Annotated in this window: 15 protein-coding genes; 1 reads left to right on the top strand and 14 read right to left on the bottom strand. The window is 37.8% G+C overall.

The features are described from left to right. Positions 1-9: 9 nt before the first annotated feature. The 3 genes from B4Z90_RS09765 to B4Z90_RS09755 all read right to left on the bottom strand — a co-directional run bounded on the left by B4Z90_RS09765 (position 10) and on the right by B4Z90_RS09755 (position 4226). Entirely contained in the window at positions 10-732 is a 723-nt protein-coding gene (locus B4Z90_RS09765; protein ID WP_201666722.1) for a basic secretory protein-like protein, read from the bottom strand. A gap of 10 nt (positions 733-742) precedes the next feature. Beyond that, a complete protein-coding gene (locus B4Z90_RS09760; protein WP_286802090.1) occupies positions 743-3091 on the bottom strand; it encodes a GH92 family glycosyl hydrolase in 2349 nt (782 codons plus the stop codon). Positions 3092-3239: 148 nt separating this feature from the next. Further along, entirely contained in the window at positions 3240-4226 is a 987-nt protein-coding gene (locus B4Z90_RS09755) for a LacI family DNA-binding transcriptional regulator (protein ID WP_286802088.1), read from the bottom strand. A gap of 386 nt (positions 4227-4612) precedes the next feature. Between B4Z90_RS09755 and B4Z90_RS09750 the strand changes: the two genes are divergently transcribed. Continuing rightward, a complete protein-coding gene (locus B4Z90_RS09750) occupies positions 4613-6046 on the top strand; it encodes an arylsulfatase (protein ID WP_286802087.1) in 1434 nt (477 codons plus the stop codon). Between the two features lie 274 nt (positions 6047-6320). Here B4Z90_RS09750 and B4Z90_RS09745 read toward each other — a convergent pair whose 3' ends face one another. The 11 genes from B4Z90_RS09745 to B4Z90_RS09695 all read right to left on the bottom strand — a co-directional run bounded on the left by B4Z90_RS09745 (position 6321) and on the right by B4Z90_RS09695 (position 18638). Further along, complete coding sequence (locus B4Z90_RS09745) at positions 6321-8798, bottom strand: phosphocholine-specific phospholipase C (RefSeq protein ID WP_286802085.1); 2478 nt, start codon at positions 8796-8798, stop codon at positions 6321-6323. 215 nt (positions 8799-9013) lie between these two features. Then, positions 9014-9247 carry a SusD/RagB family nutrient-binding outer membrane lipoprotein gene (locus B4Z90_RS09740; RefSeq protein ID WP_286767427.1) on the bottom strand — a complete coding sequence of 78 codons (234 nt, stop codon included), beginning with the start codon at positions 9245-9247 and terminating at the stop codon, positions 9014-9016. 94 nt (positions 9248-9341) lie between these two features. Continuing rightward, a complete protein-coding gene (locus tag B4Z90_RS09735; RefSeq protein ID WP_286767428.1) occupies positions 9342-9506 on the bottom strand; it encodes a hypothetical protein in 165 nt (54 codons plus the stop codon). A 24-nt stretch (positions 9507-9530) separates the two neighbouring features. Next, positions 9531-9728: a hypothetical protein gene (locus B4Z90_RS09730; protein ID WP_286767429.1), complete on the bottom strand. Its 198-nt coding sequence runs from the start codon at positions 9726-9728 to the stop codon at positions 9531-9533. Beyond that, positions 9691-10050: a hypothetical protein gene (locus B4Z90_RS09725; protein ID WP_286802084.1), complete on the bottom strand. Its 360-nt coding sequence runs from the start codon at positions 10048-10050 to the stop codon at positions 9691-9693. The genes B4Z90_RS09730 and B4Z90_RS09725 overlap by 38 nt, the downstream gene beginning before the upstream one ends. A gap of 29 nt (positions 10051-10079) precedes the next feature. Further along, positions 10080-10241 carry a hypothetical protein gene (locus B4Z90_RS09720; protein WP_286774673.1) on the bottom strand — a complete coding sequence of 54 codons (162 nt, stop codon included), beginning with the start codon at positions 10239-10241 and terminating at the stop codon, positions 10080-10082. Positions 10242-10561: 320 nt separating this feature from the next. Beyond that, positions 10562-12145: a DUF3843 family protein gene (locus B4Z90_RS09715; RefSeq protein ID WP_286754717.1), complete on the bottom strand. Its 1584-nt coding sequence runs from the start codon at positions 12143-12145 to the stop codon at positions 10562-10564. A 163-nt stretch (positions 12146-12308) separates the two neighbouring features. After that, on the bottom strand, positions 12309-13106 hold the full coding sequence (locus B4Z90_RS09710; RefSeq protein WP_286802082.1) for a tyrosine-protein phosphatase: 798 nt from the start codon (positions 13104-13106) through the stop codon (positions 12309-12311). Between the two features lie 320 nt (positions 13107-13426). Next, positions 13427-15829: a GumC family protein gene (locus B4Z90_RS09705; RefSeq protein ID WP_286802080.1), complete on the bottom strand. Its 2403-nt coding sequence runs from the start codon at positions 15827-15829 to the stop codon at positions 13427-13429. Between the two features lie 18 nt (positions 15830-15847). Beyond that, positions 15848-16633 carry a polysaccharide biosynthesis/export family protein gene (locus tag B4Z90_RS09700; protein WP_112374016.1) on the bottom strand — a complete coding sequence of 262 codons (786 nt, stop codon included), beginning with the start codon at positions 16631-16633 and terminating at the stop codon, positions 15848-15850. Positions 16634-16706: 73 nt separating this feature from the next. Continuing rightward, positions 16707-18638: a polysaccharide biosynthesis protein gene (locus B4Z90_RS09695; RefSeq protein WP_286802079.1), complete on the bottom strand. Its 1932-nt coding sequence runs from the start codon at positions 18636-18638 to the stop codon at positions 16707-16709. Positions 18639-18769: the final 131 nt, after the last annotated feature.

The following is an 18769-nucleotide window of genomic DNA, read 5'->3' as shown; positions in this document are numbered from 1 at the left end:
GCTTATGAATTATAGTTTGGGGTTTTGGCTATAATCGGCCCACAGCTCATCAATAGTTTTACCCGTCTCCACTTTCCAAAAAGCATCACTATAGCTTTTGCTACGCATCGCCGCATCCAATTTTTTGACAAAATCCTTCTTTATATGTAGATTGATCCAATACAAAAAGCGCGCTGTAATACGATAAGAATCTGTGTATTTCTGCTTTTCGTTATATTCTGGCAGCTTCCAATTTGCTCCAGCATTATCTATTCCATCATCAAATCGCACAAAATCGGCTATCCCCTCGGTAATCCACCAAGGGCCCGCCCCGTCGGGGTATGCTTGGACAATATGCATTACCTCATGGGTAACCACATCAATATCGCCCGGATTTTTGGCAAACCAAGCTGGACTGTAACGGACAATCCCACCCGCTGTCGCTGCCACACCTTTATAGTCCGGATCAATAACGAAAGACACCTTTTTTATGGTCTTTTTATTATATTTCTTGGCTAGTTTAGGGTAGTTTGTAAAATATGCTGCCACCAATCTTTCTTTTAAAGGAGCACTAAAATCTTTGTCTTTATTTATCCAAATCAAGGTGTATCCACCTTTACTGATACTATCAACATCCACAGCCACCTTGCGGTCGTTTTCTGTATGTTTCCAGTTGTCCTGCGCGAAAAGTGAACAAGAGTATGCCAGGCCAAATACGGTAACAACTACTTTTAAGTTTTTAAAGTTTATCATAACCCAATGATTATTTCTTTTTGTTCGATTTCAACTTGATATTTGTTTGCAAATCCGTTGTCATTGAATAAGGCGCTGAATTTTTGGACGATCCCCTCGTATAATTGGGTTTTGCCGCCATGTCAAAATTAAGTGTGCCACCTTCATGCAATGCTTTGTGACTTAACCAGTTTTTACCATAATCCTTACCATTCATTTGCAATGTGTTTACATATACATTTTCAGCTGAGTTCTTTGGTGCGTCAATGGTCAATGTCTTACCATTTTCAAATGTTAAGGTCGCTTTTTTAAATAATGGAGCTCCGAGCACATATTCATCCGTCGCCGGACAAACCGGATAGAATCCAAGCGCTGAAAAAACATACCATGCAGAGGTTTGACCATTATCTTCATCACCGCAATAGCCATCAGGTGTAGGCTTATACATTCGGTCTATCACTTGACGCACCCAATATTGTGTTTTCCAAGGTTGGCCAGCATAATTGTACAAATATGGCATATGCTGAATTGGCTGATTACCATGTGCATATTGCCCCATATTCGCAACCTGCATTTCACGTATTTCATGGATAATACCACCATAATAGCTATCGTCGAAATCTGGAGACTGAACAAACACCGAATCCAACATGCTCACAAAAGTCTTTTCTCCTCCCATCAGATCGATCAGCCCCTGAACATCGTGAAATACGCTCCACGAATAATGCCAGCTATTGCCTTCTGTGAATGCGTCACCCCATTTCAATGGATTAAAAGGGGCCTGGAATTTTCCATCTTTATTCTTTCCACGCATAAGATTGGTCGATGGATCAAATAAATTCTTATAGTTCTGTGCACGCTTAGCATACAAATCAATTTCAGCCTTCGGACGGTTCAATGCTTTTGCCAATTGGTAGATCGTGAAATCGTCATAGGCATATTCCAATGTACGTGCTGCATTTTCATTGATTTTAACATCATATGGCACGTAACCCAAACTATTGTAATATTCAACGCCTTTTCTTCCTACCGCACTCATTGGTCCTTCGTTATTAGCACCGTGTTGTAAGGCTTCGTATAACTTATTGATATCATAACCGCGCAATCCCTTCACATAAGCATCCGAAACCACCGAAGCAGAGTTATTACCCACCATGATATCGGCATATCCCGGACTGCTCCATTCAGGAAGGAAGCCTCCTTCTAAATAGGCATTGAGAAGACCTTCCTGCATTTCCTTATTAATGGAAGGATACATAAAATTTAAGAATGGGTACAACGCCCTAAAAGTGTCCCAAAAACCTGTTCCTCCAAATAAATAACCAGGAAGTGTTTTTCCATTATATGGACTGTAATGTACAGCCTTTCCTTGCGCATCAATTTCATATAACTTGTTCGGGAAAAATAAAGTCCGATACATGGTCGAATAAAACGTGCGCAACTGATCGATATCATCACCTTCTACTTTAATTTTCCCTAAGGTCGAATTCCAGATCTGACGTCCGTCTTCTTTTATTTGATCAAAAGATTTGTTACCTAACTCATTTAAGTTTAATAAGGCTTGTTCGGCACTGATAAAGGAAGACGCCACTTTCACCTGCACTGGTTTCGTTTTGTCTTTTACCTTAAACCCGACGATTGCACCAGTGTGATCACCTTTGATCTGAAGTTGCCCATCCTTCTTCTCTTTGCCTTCCCAAGTAGCGACACTTGCAAAAGGTTGATCAAAAACCAAAACAAAATAATTCTTGAAATTAGCTGGCAGTGGACCGCGTGCATATTTCGAAGAATAGCCAATTATCATATTTTTTTCTGGAATAATCTGAACTTCAGACCCCTTTTCATAAGCATCCAAAACAATATAAGCGTCGTCTGTTTTATTAAACGAGATCCTAAACATGGCTGCGCGTTCTGTTGGTGTCATCTCTGCAGTCACATCGTGATCCGCTAGATAAACCGAATAATAATACGGTTTTACAATCTCCGCTTTATGCGAAAACCAGCTCGCACGCTCGTCTTGATCAAATACAGGCTTTCCAGTTACAGGCATGATAGAAAAAACACCGTAATCATTCATCCAGGGTGATGGCTGGTGAGTCTGTTTTAATCCACGAATCTTATCAGCGGTATATTGATACTGCCATCCGTCGCCATTTTTTCCTGTTTGTGGTGTCCACATATTCATTCCCCAAGGTCTCGCAATCGAGGGATAGGTGTTACCATTGGACAACTCAAATTTGGATTCGGTACCCATTAATGGATTAACAAGATCGACAGCTTCTAGCTGCTGTCCTCTAAATTTCTGAGCCAAAACCGGTTTTGCGTAAAACAAACCCAAAGACAATAACGACCCTAGAAAAACACTTAAAGATTTCTTCATTATTTAGGATATATAAAAATATTTCTACTAAAACGTATTAGTAAAGATATAAAAAAGAATATTAAATCAAAATAAAGACCTGGAATTGGACAAACACGTCTTATGATTTTTACAATTCAATTTCTATATATTCATTTGCTGTCCCATTTTAGCGTCGCATCAATTTTGTTGAGATGATATATTCTTTTGGTGTGGATATCCCTTGATCTATTTCCTTTAACAAAACTTTCACACAAGTCTTAGCCAGAGGTTCCAATGGTTGTTGTATACAGGAGATTTTAGGGTTTAAAAGATCAAACAACTCATGGTCATCAAAAGAAAACATCGGAAAATCGTAGTTATTTTCATCCGCTGACCGCAAGGCCTTCAAGCCGAGAATACAAAGGTAATTTGTTGTAAAAAAGAGACCATCTAATCCAACCTGCTTAGCTGCCCAATTTTTCAACGTACGTGAACCGTTCTGCTTCAGATGCTGATAAGGTAATTGCAGTATGCGAGGCTCCATTCCGTATGTGTCACAAAAATCTAAATAGGCATGTTTTCGCGCCAACATTTGTGGTTGATCCGAATCGATGGTTACCAGCCCAAAATTTCTGCAACCAATAGATTTTAAATGGTCACATGCATTCATCCCACTAACTTCATTGTCAATATGTACATAATGGGTTTCCACTGTTGGAGAATTTCTATCAAAAACGACCAACGGAACTTTATGCTCCAATATTTTGCGCTGGTATTCTTCCAAATCTACTGTCGGAGCCAAAATAATACCCTCTACTTTCTTTTCCAACATCGAATCAATGATATCGCGTGCATTTTGTGAATCGCCAAGCGTACTACTGTAGAGGACGTGATAATTTTTCTTTCGGAACAATTCCTCTACATATAAAGCAAATGGACCAAAAAAAGAATCTCCAATATTCTCTACAATTAGACCGATGGTATTTGACCGCCCCGTAGCTAAACTCTTAGCGAGAGCATTGGGCTTATAGCCTACTTTTTCAACGTATGCAAGTACACGGTTTTCCAATTCCTTGCTAATGCGTGCTCGCTCGGCTTTGTGGTTAATGACTAACGAAACAGTTGATTTAGACACATTGAGTTCCTGTGCTATTTCTTTAATTGATTTGGCCATAAGAGCATTTTCATAAAATTAGGGTGAAATTAGAAAATAAATATGAACATATCGGAGATTACAATTGATAGCACACAATAAATTATTACACAATCGTGTGCGCGGGAGTCAAAAAAGGATCAGATTGACAATGAAGACTGTTTAACTAACACTATTATACTTCTATGAATGAAGACCGATATGACCTAAAAGATATTTTTGCTTAGATTTAAACTTCATTCTTTATGAATAGCAAATGTCTATTACAAATAGATGTATAAAAAAGGAATACAAACCATTATTGATAACCATCAGAATTTCTTAAAAGATTAAGATGACCATTATCTAAATTAGTGGCCTATCCTAACCAACAAAGAGATTTGATTTGACGAATGAACTAGATGCAAATGAAAACATCTTTTATGTTATCTCTTCTTTTGACTCTAGCCTCTCTTGCTATAGCTCAAAAGAAAGACCAGAGACCGAATATTGTACTTATTATGGCAGATGATCTTGGTTATGGAGACCTTGGTGTATACGGTCAGCAAAAAATTGCAACGAGGCATATCGATTCATTGGCTGCCAAAGGGATGAAATTTGACAACTTCTACGCTGGTACATCGGTGTGCGCTCCCTCGCGATCATCTTTAATGACAGGACAGCATACTGGCCACACCTATGTAAGGGGTAACAAAGAAATTGAGCCCGAAGGACAACAACCGCTAGCCGACTCTGTACAAACTTTTGCTATGCTTCTACAACAGGCAGGATATACAACCGGTGCGTTTGGAAAATGGGGACTTGGCATGGTCCATACAACAGGTGCTCCTGATCAAAAAGGATTCGATGAATTCTATGGCTATAACTGCCAACGTCAATCCCATCGCTACTACCCAACTCACCTCTGGCATAATAACGAAAGGATAGAACTCCATGGCAATGGTTTAATGGCCAAAAGGCAGTATGCACCAGCATTAATCCAAGAAAAGACCCTGGAATTTATCGATGAAAATAAGGAGAAACCTTTTTTCCTTTATGTACCTACCGTTCTTCCACACGCCGAATTATCAGGTCCGGATGACAAATATTACCAATTATATGCAGACCGGTTTGATGAAAAACCGCATAAAGGAAATGACTATGGACCACAAGCAACTGTTCCCGGTTACACTTCGGTTGAAAAACCACATGCGATGTATGCGAGTATGGTAAGCCGTATGGATGCTTATGTCGGTCAAATTGTTGATCGGCTACGTGAAAACAAGCTATTGGACAATACAATTATCATTTTTACGAGCGACAACGGATCGCACAAGGAAGGCGGAGCTGACCCCAATTTTTTCAATAGCTCCGGTGGGTTGCGTGGCAACAAACGCGACCTCTATGAAGGTGGCATCAAGACCCCTTTCATTGTGTACTGGCATGGTAAAGTTGCCGAAGGGAAAACTTCAAACTACCTAGGCGCCTTTTGGGATATTATGCCTACGATGGTTGAGCTTGCCGGAGCAAACAAACCGCATTATACAGACGGTATTTCATTTGTGCCAACGCTACTAGGTAAAAACAAGCAACAAAAAAAGCACCAATACCTGTACTGGGAATTTCACGAAGATGGGGGACGTCAAGCCCTGCGCCAGGGAGATTGGAAACTTATCTTACAAAAAGTTACAAGTAGCCAACCTACAGCCGAACTCTATAATCTCAAACAAGATCCCAAAGAACAACACAATATTGCCCCGGGAAATCCAACGAAAGTAAAAGAATTACGTCGGCTGATTGAAAAAGCGCATGTCGAAAGTGGTATTTTCCCATTGACAAGTGTAAACACGCACAAAAAATAAAACTAGGGTTTGGAGAGTAGCTAACTGCGTGTTATTTCCCAAAAAACGATTAAAGTCACTGAAAATATAGAAATGTAGTAAGAACGCTAAAAAATAGAGGTTATCTTTCCTGTAACAAGAAATCATATTTTTTTCGCTAAGTTTACTAACTACCCCAAGTGGATGCTCATACCTATGCAAAAAGATCCCAGTCAAAATAAAAACTGGGATCTCTCACCCTAGTCAGTAATATATTAATTATATACCCTTTGGTCAATTATGTAGGAACGGATTATTATCCCAATTGTGGATCAGTTTTCGAATGATTGCCCGTTTCCACACGACCCGCAAACTGGCGCACAAATTTGGTATTCTCAGCATGTACCGTAATATCATACCACCCATGGATTTTATGAGATTCCACAATCCACTTCGTAGCTTTCCCGGCAGCAAGTACAATGGATTTCTTCCATGTACTATAAGCATTATCCTCCGCATGTAGACGGAATGATTTTTTACCATGATTTTGAATCTCCAAAACAAGATTACCCGTTAAGTGCCCTTTCCTCCCGATTTCATAAGTTGCACGAACAGTCAATGGTTCCTCATGTCCTTTAAATCCCCGCATAAACCCATTTGGGCCATATACGGTTAGATCGTAATGCCCATCTTTAAAGTCAGCCAGATTCCAGTCAAAGCTCAGATTACGACCAGCAACAACTGCAAAAGGCCAAAATTTAACCCCTTCTTTATAACTTGGTCCACTATAGACATTAAAAGGGCTACTGAGCGATTTATCACCAAACACCTTATTGCCCGCTTCTAATGTTAAATGAATTCGGTTGCCTTCATTAGAAAAGGATTCTTGAACATAGAGCTCATAGGCCAACGCGCTAGAATTTTTCTGACCTTTCTCCTGTCTCGCCAGTAAAGTGGAATGCCCCTTAGACCGTAATGCTGCGGCATCCTCTTTCGACCAAACGTGAAAATTATTGGGTAGTGGTTTCGATTTGGCCTGATCAATCGCATAGATCTGCTGATTCCGATCAAGGAAAGGCAAATCAACAGCATTCGATCCCTCAGCTTTCCGAAATATCGATGTCAAGTCACCTGTAATAGCTCGACGCCAGGAGCTTATATTTTCCTCTTTTACCTGCTTACCCAACTTTTTCTCGAAAAAATACTCCATAAATTGAATCGTCGACGTGATATCACAGATCTCCGAATTGACCCAACCGCCTTTTGACCAAGGGGAAGCCACAATCAAAGGGACGCGGTAACCAAGCCCCACTGGACCTTCCGTTGCATTATCTTTTTCTTCACCATCGGCAAGCTCCTGTGCTAAACTCACATATTCACCACTATAATCTAATTCCGGCGAAGTTTTTCCAGAACGGCTGTCTGCGGGGTTAGGTGCTACAAAAGGAGGAATATGATCAAAGTAACCATCATTCTCATCATAGTTCAGAATAAAAATGGTCTTCTTCCAGATTTCCGGATTTTCTGTCAAAATATTCAATAGCTCCGATACATACCAAGCGCCATACATAGGTGCACTCGGATGATCTGAAAAGCTTTGTGGTGCTACAAGCCACGACACTGCTGGCAGTTTCCCTGACTTCACATCATGTCTAAATTGGTGGAGTACATCGCCCTTAGGAACGGTAATTTTTTCACCCTCATGTGTCACAACGCTTGTCTCCCGATAGAAGGAGTCCCCCTCATTCGTTTGAAACGCACGTTCATGCAAAGCACGCTGCTCTTCAGGAAGCTGATGAAAAGCATGCTCCGTAAGGCGTGCCAAATGTTTTTGGTAGCGATTCAGCTGTTCCTGCTTCTGCTTGAGTTTATTCTGTGTTTTCTGGACACTCTCGGAGCTATTATTAGCTAATGCTTTCTCAAGTTCTTGAATCTCCGCCGGTAATTCCGCGACACGTTTCCGCATAAAATCAAGATGGCTTTTCTTGAATTCAATATGATATTGCGCAAACCATTCCAAATTGTTGTCCGTGAAATTTCCCAACAGATCCTCACCCTCTAAGCCACTTTCTATGCTGACCTCATTTTGGTAGACTTTCCAGGAGATCCCCGTTTCTTCCAGGCGTTCAGGAAAAGTCTTCCAATGTGCCCAACGGTTAAAATAGATATCGGAATTCCGCACCAATGGCTTCGCCCCTTTATGTGGCACACAGGTTCCAGTCCAGAAGAAATGCCTATTGGTTGTTGTACCTGTGATAGACGAACAGAAGTGCTGATCGCAGATCGTAAAGGCATCAGCCAATGCATAATAAAAAGGGATATCTTCGCGTGTATAATAACCCATTGTTAGCGGAATCTCTTTCAGAACCTTTCCTCCTGGCCGTTTTGCTTCGATCCAATTATCGTGTTTTCCCTCATTACGGGCTGCCATCTGGTTTTCCCAGGAATGTGGTAAATTTCCGGTCCACGCAGCACTGGAGTTTTTGATATCCAGTCGAAACGGCGAATAGGTCTTACCTGCAGCCGACGACTGCAACCATACGGGATTACCGCTAGGCAATTTAATCGCCCGTGGATCATTGAATCCCCGAACCCCACGAAGTGTTCCAAAACTATGATCAAAAGAACGATTCTCTTGCATTAATAAGACAATATGTTCGGCATCTAAAAAGGTACTTCCTGTTATAGGTTCAATTGCCAATGCGCGATGTATGGCATCTGGCATAGCACTCTGTAAGCCAAAAACACCAGCTAACAACGAAGCCTTCTTAATAAAATCTCTTCTGCTATCCATAAATAAATTTGTTATCTCTCTGCTAAATTCAATGGTCTAAAGCGAATATATCCATTCGCTGTCGTTTTTAATGTAACGTTTTTAACAAAAATCCCCGCAAACGATTGATCTCATCCTTCCCCCCATATTGGCGGGCGAGCGCTTCATCCAAATTTTGTCCGTTATAAGTGTACTCACTGGCTGGATAGCGCCAACGAACAGGTATTTTGGTTAGATCATCCGCATTTAAACTGAATGCGGGGTTGATTTTCCATTTTGGGTAACCTGTTGACGAGTTTTCTCCATTTTGTTAAGTCTCCGCCATACAAGGGATCACCCGCAAATTTTGCTCCGCTTGCAAAGAGCTGATCTGCTTTTTCTAATTCATCAAGAATACCCTTTTTAACGTATAATGCATCTGCAGAATAAACGGGATCAAGCTTGTGGAAGAATGCCAAGTTTTGCGACATATTTAAAATAATATCCCATTGGAAATTTTCCTTTTTTATAGCAGCTGTACCCAATGTAATTCCATGACATCTGGTCATTTTCTCCTCATGCGTATTAATCAAACGCGAAGTAAAGCCTGACGACCCCGATATGGTTAAGTTTCCCCCAATCAGAAACCTTATAATTCAAGGTCAAGGCAGCGTTCATCTTATTAATCAGCTCAGGGGTAACCTTCTCATAAGCCGTCAAATACGGATTGTCATACCAGGCTTTATACATTCAATTTTGAGATTGGTCGTTAATCTACCAATAATCTTTGTAATCCTGTAAATTATACTCAGGCCCAGTCCACACGAGAATATTGGAAATATACCCCTGATCATTATATCCTGCGCCAAAATTACTTCTTGCTGAACGACGATTATAGGCAAGGCGTGTTTCTATATCAACTTTTTCGCTAATCTTAGTCTGCCCAGCGACAGACATGTTTGTCATATTCATCTTTTTGGTTTGGATACTGTCCTTTTTTATAAATATGATTTATCGATGTTCTAATACTTCCATGTTCACCCTGGTTGGTAAAACGAACGGAGTTATTGGATATAAATCCCCGCTCAAGAAAATTCTTAAAACTGTCCTTGCCAAGGGAAAGCAATTCCATCTCTTCCAGTTGTTTTGTCAGTGGATTCCATTGCTTGGCTGAACGCCCAATATCCGGTTTATCCCCCCCCCCCACATAGTCATCATTATTAAACTTTCCCCTTTCACCTGACGGGTATCCATGTTGTACTTCGGGCAAAGCTAGATAACCCGAAAAAAACATGTTATTGCTATGACTGAGATCTCCGTTCCTTATTCCGCAAGTCCCTTTTTTGTCGTAATCATAATGGCCACACCAGCCCCCATACTACCGTACAATGCCGCTGCGGTTGCTCCCTTCAGCACATTCATATCTTCGATATTATCTAATGGCACATCACGTAGGGTAAGATTTTCATAGGCAACTCCAACCATCACCAAAATAGGTATTAGTCCCCTTACTTAGATTTGGTGTGTACTGTTAAACTCCGTACTGTTCAAAACTCGGATACCATAAATGCGTGGGATATGCGACATGTAGACCCAGATTCACAAGTGATAACAATTTAATTATAATCAATTTATATTAAATTAACACCAATTTCATGGGATATTCGATCAACAAAATAATGTCTAAAGGACCACACCATCTTATACAGCAAAGGATAGCCTGACGTAGATGCATAAAAAAGTTCCATTGCAGGTAGGCAATGGAACTTTTATGTATTTCTGTATTTCTACAGTCGATACACGAGTTATTTTAATAATGGAAATGGTCCCAAGAAGTAAGTTCCTCGTTTATAGAAACGGAGAAAGAAATCAAGGACCTCATCGTTCACCGGAAAAAAGAACTGTTTGTCCACTTCCGCCTTGAATAGATTAACATAGTACTTAGGCAACTCACTTGGGAAAAAATCTTCGACCAAAAGATTCAAAAAGTAGCGTGCATAAGGCACCTCAATTTCACCATCTTTCTCCGCGAAGTCGTTATTCTTTAATGGGAAAAATTCCGCTATACCGCCAAAAACTTCTAAACCCGTTTTCGGATTAAAGAACACGGTGACTTTAGCATCTTCCGTAAGGTCCAAATTTGATTCTGGAAGTGGAGACTCTTCTTTACTCGGGTATTTTTGCTGATATTTCTTAAAGAAATCCGTTGCAAATTCCTTCACTTCCTTTCCTTCCATAAACGCCACTGCAGCCTTATGCTCCGACTGGAACAATTTACCCATATCTTTCAGCTGCTTTTCCGTTTTCTTCAAGCTCTTATCCTTACCATTTAAGGCTTCAATGCGATAAGTCATCTCATACTGCTCAGGTAAATCAAAATTCACTTCATCGGCATTCACAACAGTCATAATTCCCGACAGGTTCCAGGCATCTTTCCAAGGCACAATTTCCATATAGAAAGATAGGGGTTCTGTTGGTTCAACAAATTGCTGTATAGAGTCCTTAAAGATTTTAAATGCAGTTTTTGTTCCGATATGTTTTACATGTACATAAAGCTCATCCGTTTTAACGAATTCGAAAAAGCTATTAATGCGATTACCTAATGTCTTGACAATATCATATAGCGCATGTTCTTTGCCAACCACCTCAGCTACAAACTCAGATGCCTTCAACGCAAACACATGTAGTCTATAATTATTGAAATGGTTGTCTCGAACCCGATAGATCATCTGTTGCAACTGATTTTGATCGTGCTGATATCGCCCTATTTCCGCAACTTGCATCAAATGATTAAGATTGGTGTTATATTCACCCGCTGTCAGGTAATTTGTAGCGACAAGCTTTTCAATAAAATTACGGACTTCAAAATAGTTCGCTCCTTCGTCCAAAACATATTCTAGTTTTAACTTTTCATTTTCAGGAGCAACTTCATAATGTTCTTCCAAGATCGAATAGGCCAAATCTGTAACCAATTGGATCAAACGACCACGGGGATCAATAAATAAATGTGGGTTGCGTTCACTGAAAAACAACCAGGTCAATACAGCAATATCTTCGCTATTAATATCCTCAGCATAATAATCCGTCAGGTCATTATCATTATAAAAAGGCAAAAGTTGATTGTATAGTTCTGTATGGATCGTTCTAAAAGCAGCAAAAATTCCTGTTTTCGCAATAACGTCTTCTAAGTAACACGTTAGATAGATACTCAATGTCTTTAAAGCATCGGTATGGATGAGATCATTTGTCTCTTGCTCCTCAAACCATAGTGTCGATAAACTATCATTGATTTCATTTGCAACGCGTAAGTAATAACTATCTATTTCGTTTGTTTTTTGATAAGTATGGTGTGCTATCCAATCTTGAATAAAAATTCTGTTTCCTCTCATATGAAAAATGCTAAAACCAAAAGTAGCCAAATTTTCGAAATATCCATACGGGCAAAATACAAGATACCAGAAATAGGATTCACCTATTCGCCAGTTTTCTTAACAACAAAATATATTAAGACGAACTAGACTAATTATTTTAGGAATAATAACTTCAAAACTACTAACCAGCAACGTTCACACTATCAAGTGTTAAGTGATCTTGAAGCGACGAGTTAATTATATTACAAGTTTTAAGTAAATCTCTAACAGGATATTTTGCAACGACTTCTTCCAATGCAGCTAGATGGCGTTGGTGATGAGTATCTGTTCCGACAAAATCATACATACCCGATTTGATCATGGTTAATGCAGCAGACTTAACTTCAACACCATAATAACGACTTATCGATAATAAATTTAATTGTAGCATACATCCTGCGTCCTTAATCTGCTTATACATATTAAAATTATAATGATAATAGTTATAACGCTCCGGGTGAGCTAAAATTGGTTTATATCCCAAATTCTGAATATCAAGGATAGTTTTAAATAACGCTCTAGACTCTTGAAGATATGACATTTCAATAAGCACATAACCGCCCGGCATTACACACAACTCATTTGAACCGATTAATTTCTCAATCCCATCATCTACCATATGTTCAGCAGCATGAAATATCTCTGGAGAATTTGGTATCTTTTTCAATTCTTTGACCAACAAATCCTTTGATTTTTCGATTGTACTCAAAGTGTTAGGATGAACACCTTCTATTATATGCGGCGTACAGATAAATTTATCAAATCCCATTCTGTTTAAGCCTTTAATTAACTCTATCGACTGATCAACAGATTGACTTCCATCATCAATTCCTGGTAAAATATGGTTATGCATATCGACCTCTAGAAAGGCCAATTTTCCTACAACCTTTATCTTAGAATCCTTTTTCTTGCCCGCAAACAATTTTGACAATATCCCCATATACTAATCAAATAATTTTAAAGTAGTTTAATAGAAACTACAAATATAACGGAAAACATAAACAAAACGCTACAGTTAAACATAATTTATTTAAAAAACCAATTCCTTTCTATAGAAAAAACTAATTTAATAGTTGTAACTAATTTTTATAAAAGCTCAAAATATTACACTATAACCTTTTATTTACATTTTATGCAGAAATGGTTTGAAACTGCTTTTCAAAAAAACTCAAAATTCATACAGCAAAAAGAGTACCAACAAAAAAGCACCAACATTAAATATTGATGCCTTTTAATAATTGATATAATATTGGTAACTAGCTACTTTTTAGCAGATTTAAATAAATTTTGAAGAAAGTTGAATCTTCTACTACTCTTATCATCTCTCTCACCATAACCATAACCGTAGCCATAGCCATAGCCATAGCCTCTGGCAAAATCGACATCATTAATTACAAAAGCCATATTTTTCAATTTACTTTGTTGATAAAGCTCTTTAGGCACTTGTAACAATCTTTTATCGAGATAATTTGCTCGTGACACATAAATAGTTAAGTCGGCATTATGGGCAATTAATACAGTATCAGTCACTAAGCTCACGGGAGCTGTATCCACCAAAACATAGTCATAATTTCTACGTCCGTATTCAATAACGTCGTCAAAATGACCGTTCATTAAAAGTTCCGCTGGATTAGGAGCGACATAACCCGAATAAATAATATCAAAATTGTAATTCCCAGGTTTTTTTATCACGATATTATCAAGATCCATGTCGGGATTAATCATATACTGCGTGATACCTATATTCGTGTGTTGAAGGTGTGCAAGTCCCAAATAATCCAAAACTTTAGGACTTCGGATATCTGCACCGATCAGAAGTACCTTTTTCGCAGACATGGCAAGAATTTTCGCTAGATTAGTTGACACAAACGACTTCCCTTCTCCAGAAGTTGTTGAAGTAATAAAAATAACTTTCGAATCATTTTTATTAGGTCCCAACATGAAGGACATATTTGTACGGAGTATCCGAAAAGCCTCAGCTAATGAAGAACGATCATTCTCCTGGATGATAGGATGCTCACTTGTAGGAATCTCTCCTAATATAGGAGCTTTTATAAGATCTTCAATATCCTTCCTAGACTGAATTTTGTTATCCAATAAAAACTTTAAATATAATATACCAAATGGCAAGATCACCCCAACAATTAAAGCTCCTAACAACACAATACTTTTCTTAGGAGATACTGGAATATTCGAGCCAAAGGCTTCATCAATAATCTTTAAATTGTCCGGTGTTGCGGCGGCCTTGATCTCATTCTCTTCTCTTTTTTGTAATAAAAAAAGATAAAGAGATTCGACAATCTGCTGCTCTCTTGAAATATCTTTAAATCCACGTTCTTGTTTGGGAAGATTACTCAATTTACCTTGTAACTCCGATTTCTTAGCTTGGGCAGAATTTAGGGCTAATTGTGTAACGTTTCGGTAATTATTTAATGACTTTATCACATTGTTATTCAAGACTCTAATATTATCATTGATATTTTTAATGACAGGATTATCAATAGTAGAAGACTTCAATAAATCATCTCTTTCTAATACCATCTTATTATACTCAACAATTGTCTTTTCAATTGAAAGATCCTGAAGGCCGATATTTGTAGGCAAAAGTTCGGTATTGTTGGATTGCACATATTGCTTCATATAATCAACCAACTGAAGCTGAGTCCGCTGTTCCACAACTTTCTTATCTGATTCTGAAGCATTTTCAAGAAAAAGCTTCGCTTCAGATTCAACATCAATTAGACGATTCCCTTCTTTAAAACTTTCAGCTTTACTATCGACATGAGACAAGTCCCCGGAAATTTTATCGAGTCGCTCGTTAATAAATTTAGACGTAGCCTTAGTAAGTTTATCTTTATCTTGAGTAAGATCTAAATTATATTGATTAATTAATTCATTAATAATTTTAGAAGCCTGGAGGACCGAGGCAGAAGTAGTTGAAAAATTAATAATATAGGATTGCTTTTCTTGATTAGGAGTCACATTTATATCCTTCACTAGATTCTCTAATGCATTCAACCTAGGAAGAACTGTAATGTTTATACTTTTATTAATAAAAGACTGAATAATTGGAGTTTGAGGCAAAAGAATAATCTCACCTAAACTTGACTTAACTTTTGTTCCAAGAAGAATCTCTTTTGTATTCTTTCCAAATTCATCTTCGAGAATTACTTTTGTGGGAGAGAGTATATCAACACGAAATCGTCCTTTTATTGTATCTTGGTAAGATATATTTGAATTTACCAAAAAGAGGCGAATTGGGGATTCTTGTTGTGCTAACATTTCTTTCTTAAATCTACCTTCAGAATAAGAAATGTTCAAATTCAGCGTATCGACAACTTTTCCCGCCAATCTTCTAGATTTAAGAACATCAATCTGATCCATTACTTTAGCCGTATTACCAGTACTACCAGTGATAGATGCGAGATCCGCTAGGCCAGCCAACTCACCTTTACCTTCATTTTCATTTGGCAGCAGTATTTTAGCATCTACTTTATATTGCTTAGTTGCAAATTTAAGATAAAGAAATGCACTAAATAATACGATTGAAATAGACAAAACAAACCATTTCCAATAGTAAAAATATTGCTCAAAAAGGGCTTTTATATTTATTTGCTGGTCTTCTTGTGAATCAGAACTCAATTGAGATAAATTATCAGGCATAATAAAATTTGTAAATTTTTAACGTACAATAACAGAAATAACAGTGATAATCAAACCAACTACTGAGATCAACACATTCGTATTCTGACCATAATTAGCATTTCGAATTTGAGATTTATTTGGTTCAACATACACAACATCATTTTGTGCTAAATAATAAAAAGGGGAATTTAAAGCACCTTGTTTAGAAAGATCCACTCGATTAACCGTTTTTTGTCCATTTACCTCTCGTATGACCAAGACGTTATTTCTTACCCCTTTCATCGTCATATCTCCAGCCATACCTAAGGCCTCAAGCAATGTTATACGCTCATTTTGTAATGGAAATGAGCCCGGACGAGCCACCTCCCCAATCACCGTCACTTTGAAATTATTGAATGACATATTAACCCCTGGATCAACAATATATTTCTTTAATTCTCCCCGCAATTTATCCATCGCTTCCATTCTTGTCAAACCCTCCAAACGAATCTTACCTATTACAGGGAAATCAATCATACCCATTTGGTCGACGGTGTAAGTTGGCTTCATTGCCAAATCGGTACTAGTAGCACTATTCATTTGATAGGGGCTAACTTGATTAAATGGCATAGCAGCTTTCAAATCAGCAGCAGAAACAGTTATTGATAAAATATCATTAGGTTGTATACGTGGAATGTATTTTTCGTAATCATTAACAATATTTGTCGAGTCGGATTGGAGGTATATTATACTTTTTCGAGAGCCACATGATGTTAGCCCTAAAACTATGCTTGTTAGCAATAATAATTGAAAATAATGTTTAAACTTAAAATAAGTATGCATGAATAAAGTATTATTTGTATAATTCGTGGTAAAAATATCATTTTTTTATTGAATAATCATCTCAAGATTACAATTAGGTTGCTACTTGAACCCCATCACTATCAAAATCCAATACACTAAAATCTGAATTTTGGGATTTAAATTCTGGAACAATCTCTTTTAAAACTTTTACCAAGGACATTGCGTCCATTTTTTGCAATGAGGTCATAGTAACAAGTTCTTTCAATTTTTCACATTTAAATGCTAGATTTTCATGATTAATTTTTGCAATCATAATTTTAGGATGGTGAGTTTCCAAGGTATTTTCACCATTTGCTAACAGCTCTTCAAAGATTTTTTCACCAGGTCTAAGTCCCACTATTTTGATATCAATATCATCAGGATACCGATATCCTTTTAAACGAATCATCCGTTTTGCCAAATCCATAATTTTGACAGAGCTACCCATATCAAAAACAAAAATCTCCCCGCCTTGGCCCATAACGGCAGCTTCCTGAACTAATTGACATGCCTCCGGAATAGTCATAAAATAACGTGTAATATCAGGATGCGTAAGGGTAAGTGGACCTCCTTCAGACATTTGCTTCTCAAACAAAGGAATAACTGAACCATTTGAGCCTAATACATTTCCAAACCGTGTAATAACAAACGATGTATTACCCTTACCATAACAACTGCTGACATAAATCTCAGCAGCTCTCTTCGTTGCTCCCATCACATTTGTAGGATTTATCGCCTTATCAGTAGAAATCATAACAAATTTTTTGGCATTATACTTTAAGGCAAGGTCTGCAAGATTCTTAGAGCCAACAACATTTGTCCAAATAGCTTCATAAGGGTTATCTTCCATTAGAGGAACATGTTTGTAAGCAGCAGCGTGAAAAACGATATCAAAATTATACTGATTAAATAAATGATCTAAAAATACAATATCCCTAACATCGCCAACAACACACTTTACTTTATCAGAATTATTCAGGTTTAATGATTGCTGCAAATCATATAGTGGGGATTCAGCCTGGTCTAATAAAATTAATTTTTTATATTTTTGTTTTGCAATTTGACGAGAAAGTTCCCCTCCGATAGATCCTGCAGCACCAGTTATCAGGATTACTTTATTTTCAGTCTCTGCTATTATTTCGGGATTGTTCAATTTTATATTTTTCCTACCTAATAAATCTTCTACTTTAAGTGGCCTAATTTCTCTTTTGATACCAGAATTTAACAACAAATGAGCTGGAGGCATAATTTTCAGTTCTATTTTCAACTGTTGAAATGCATCAGTTATTTTTGCTAATCTTTCGGGATCGTCGTTTTCAACGGCTATAACAACATCCGAGATATCATTTGCCCGAACAAAATCCATAGTGATGGCAGAAATATCCATGATACGAAGTCCCCCGATACGCTTGCCTACACGAGAAACTTTATCTTCGACAAATGCTACAACTTGATATTTTGTCCTCTGATCCTCTTTCAATAGAGAGAAAGCAACCAATCCCGGTCTTGAGGCGCCAAAAATCAGCACTTGTTTCATTTTTCTATTCCTCAGAAATAAACTTTCATAAATTGTACGATAGAAAACCCTAGAAGCCACCAAAGAAACCATTGTAAAAAAAGTATGCATTAAAAGAACACCATAAGATACCCTAAGAAACCCCAGTACATTGTGATCTTCTCCTGATGACAAGCGCACAATCGCACTTAATATCGCTAGAATCATAAACGCAAGCCAAGATGTTTTAAATATCTTAATTGCATCACTTAGTCCAGTTTGCCTTACAATCCCTTTGTATGTTTGCATGATCACAAAACAGCTCAGATAGATGATCAATACAATAGGAGCTTTCCACACCATATCAAGTACATCTAGACTTCCTTTAAAGCTATTAACAATAAAGTTTGAAAAGACATAGCAAAACAAAACTATACCCAAATCAAATAATAATACAACCCATCGTGGATTTTCTTTGCGAAGCCTTCTTCTTAAATATGAGAAATTCATAAAAACCAAATATTTCATGGGTTACAAAACCGCCTCAGAATTATCAAAAAACAAACCAAAAAAGAAGGTTATCAATATTTTCTTTGAACCGAAAGCACTTTTCATAAAACGAACAAATATACACCAAATTT

This window comes from Sphingobacterium sp. UBA5639, assembly GCF_002421245.1.
GTDB classification, from domain to species: domain Bacteria; phylum Bacteroidota; class Bacteroidia; order Sphingobacteriales; family Sphingobacteriaceae; genus Sphingobacterium; species Sphingobacterium multivorum.
This window is presented reverse-complemented; position numbering and strand designations above follow the sequence as displayed.

What these genes read in the sequence shown, in the direction of transcription:
- B4Z90_RS09765 (WP_201666722.1), bottom strand. Translation starts at nt 732, where the DNA reads ATGATAAACTTTAAAAACTTAAAAGTAGTTGTTACCGTATTTGGCCTG.
- B4Z90_RS09760 (WP_286802090.1), bottom strand. Translation starts at nt 3,091, where the DNA reads ATGAAGAAATCTTTAAGTGTTTTTCTAGGGTCGTTATTGTCTTTGGGT.
- B4Z90_RS09755 (WP_286802088.1), bottom strand. Translation starts at nt 4,226, where the DNA reads ATGGCCAAATCAATTAAAGAAATAGCACAGGAACTCAATGTGTCTAAA.
- B4Z90_RS09750 (WP_286802087.1), top strand. Translation starts at nt 4,613, where the DNA reads ATGAAAACATCTTTTATGTTATCTCTTCTTTTGACTCTAGCCTCTCTT.
- B4Z90_RS09745 (WP_286802085.1), bottom strand. Translation starts at nt 8,798, where the DNA reads ATGGATAGCAGAAGAGATTTTATTAAGAAGGCTTCGTTGTTAGCTGGT.
- B4Z90_RS09740 (WP_286767427.1), bottom strand. Translation starts at nt 9,247, where the DNA reads ATGTCGCAAAACTTGGCATTCTTCCACAAGCTTGATCCCGTTTATTCT.
- B4Z90_RS09735 (WP_286767428.1), bottom strand. Translation starts at nt 9,506, where the DNA reads ATGTATAAAGCCTGGTATGACAATCCGTATTTGACGGCTTATGAGAAG.
- B4Z90_RS09730 (WP_286767429.1), bottom strand. Translation starts at nt 9,728, where the DNA reads ATGAATATGACAAACATGTCTGTCGCTGGGCAGACTAAGATTAGCGAA.
- B4Z90_RS09725 (WP_286802084.1), bottom strand. Translation starts at nt 10,050, where the DNA reads ATGTTTTTTTCGGGTTATCTAGCTTTGCCCGAAGTACAACATGGATAC.
- B4Z90_RS09720 (WP_286774673.1), bottom strand. Translation starts at nt 10,241, where the DNA reads ATGGTTGGAGTTGCCTATGAAAATCTTACCCTACGTGATGTGCCATTA.
- B4Z90_RS09715 (WP_286754717.1), bottom strand. Translation starts at nt 12,145, where the DNA reads ATGAGAGGAAACAGAATTTTTATTCAAGATTGGATAGCACACCATACT.
- B4Z90_RS09710 (WP_286802082.1), bottom strand. Translation starts at nt 13,106, where the DNA reads ATGGGGATATTGTCAAAATTGTTTGCGGGCAAGAAAAAGGATTCTAAG.
- B4Z90_RS09705 (WP_286802080.1), bottom strand. Translation starts at nt 15,829, where the DNA reads ATGCCTGATAATTTATCTCAATTGAGTTCTGATTCACAAGAAGACCAG.
- B4Z90_RS09700 (WP_112374016.1), bottom strand. Translation starts at nt 16,633, where the DNA reads ATGCATACTTATTTTAAGTTTAAACATTATTTTCAATTATTATTGCTA.
- B4Z90_RS09695 (WP_286802079.1), bottom strand. Translation starts at nt 18,638, where the DNA reads ATGAATTTCTCATATTTAAGAAGAAGGCTTCGCAAAGAAAATCCACGA.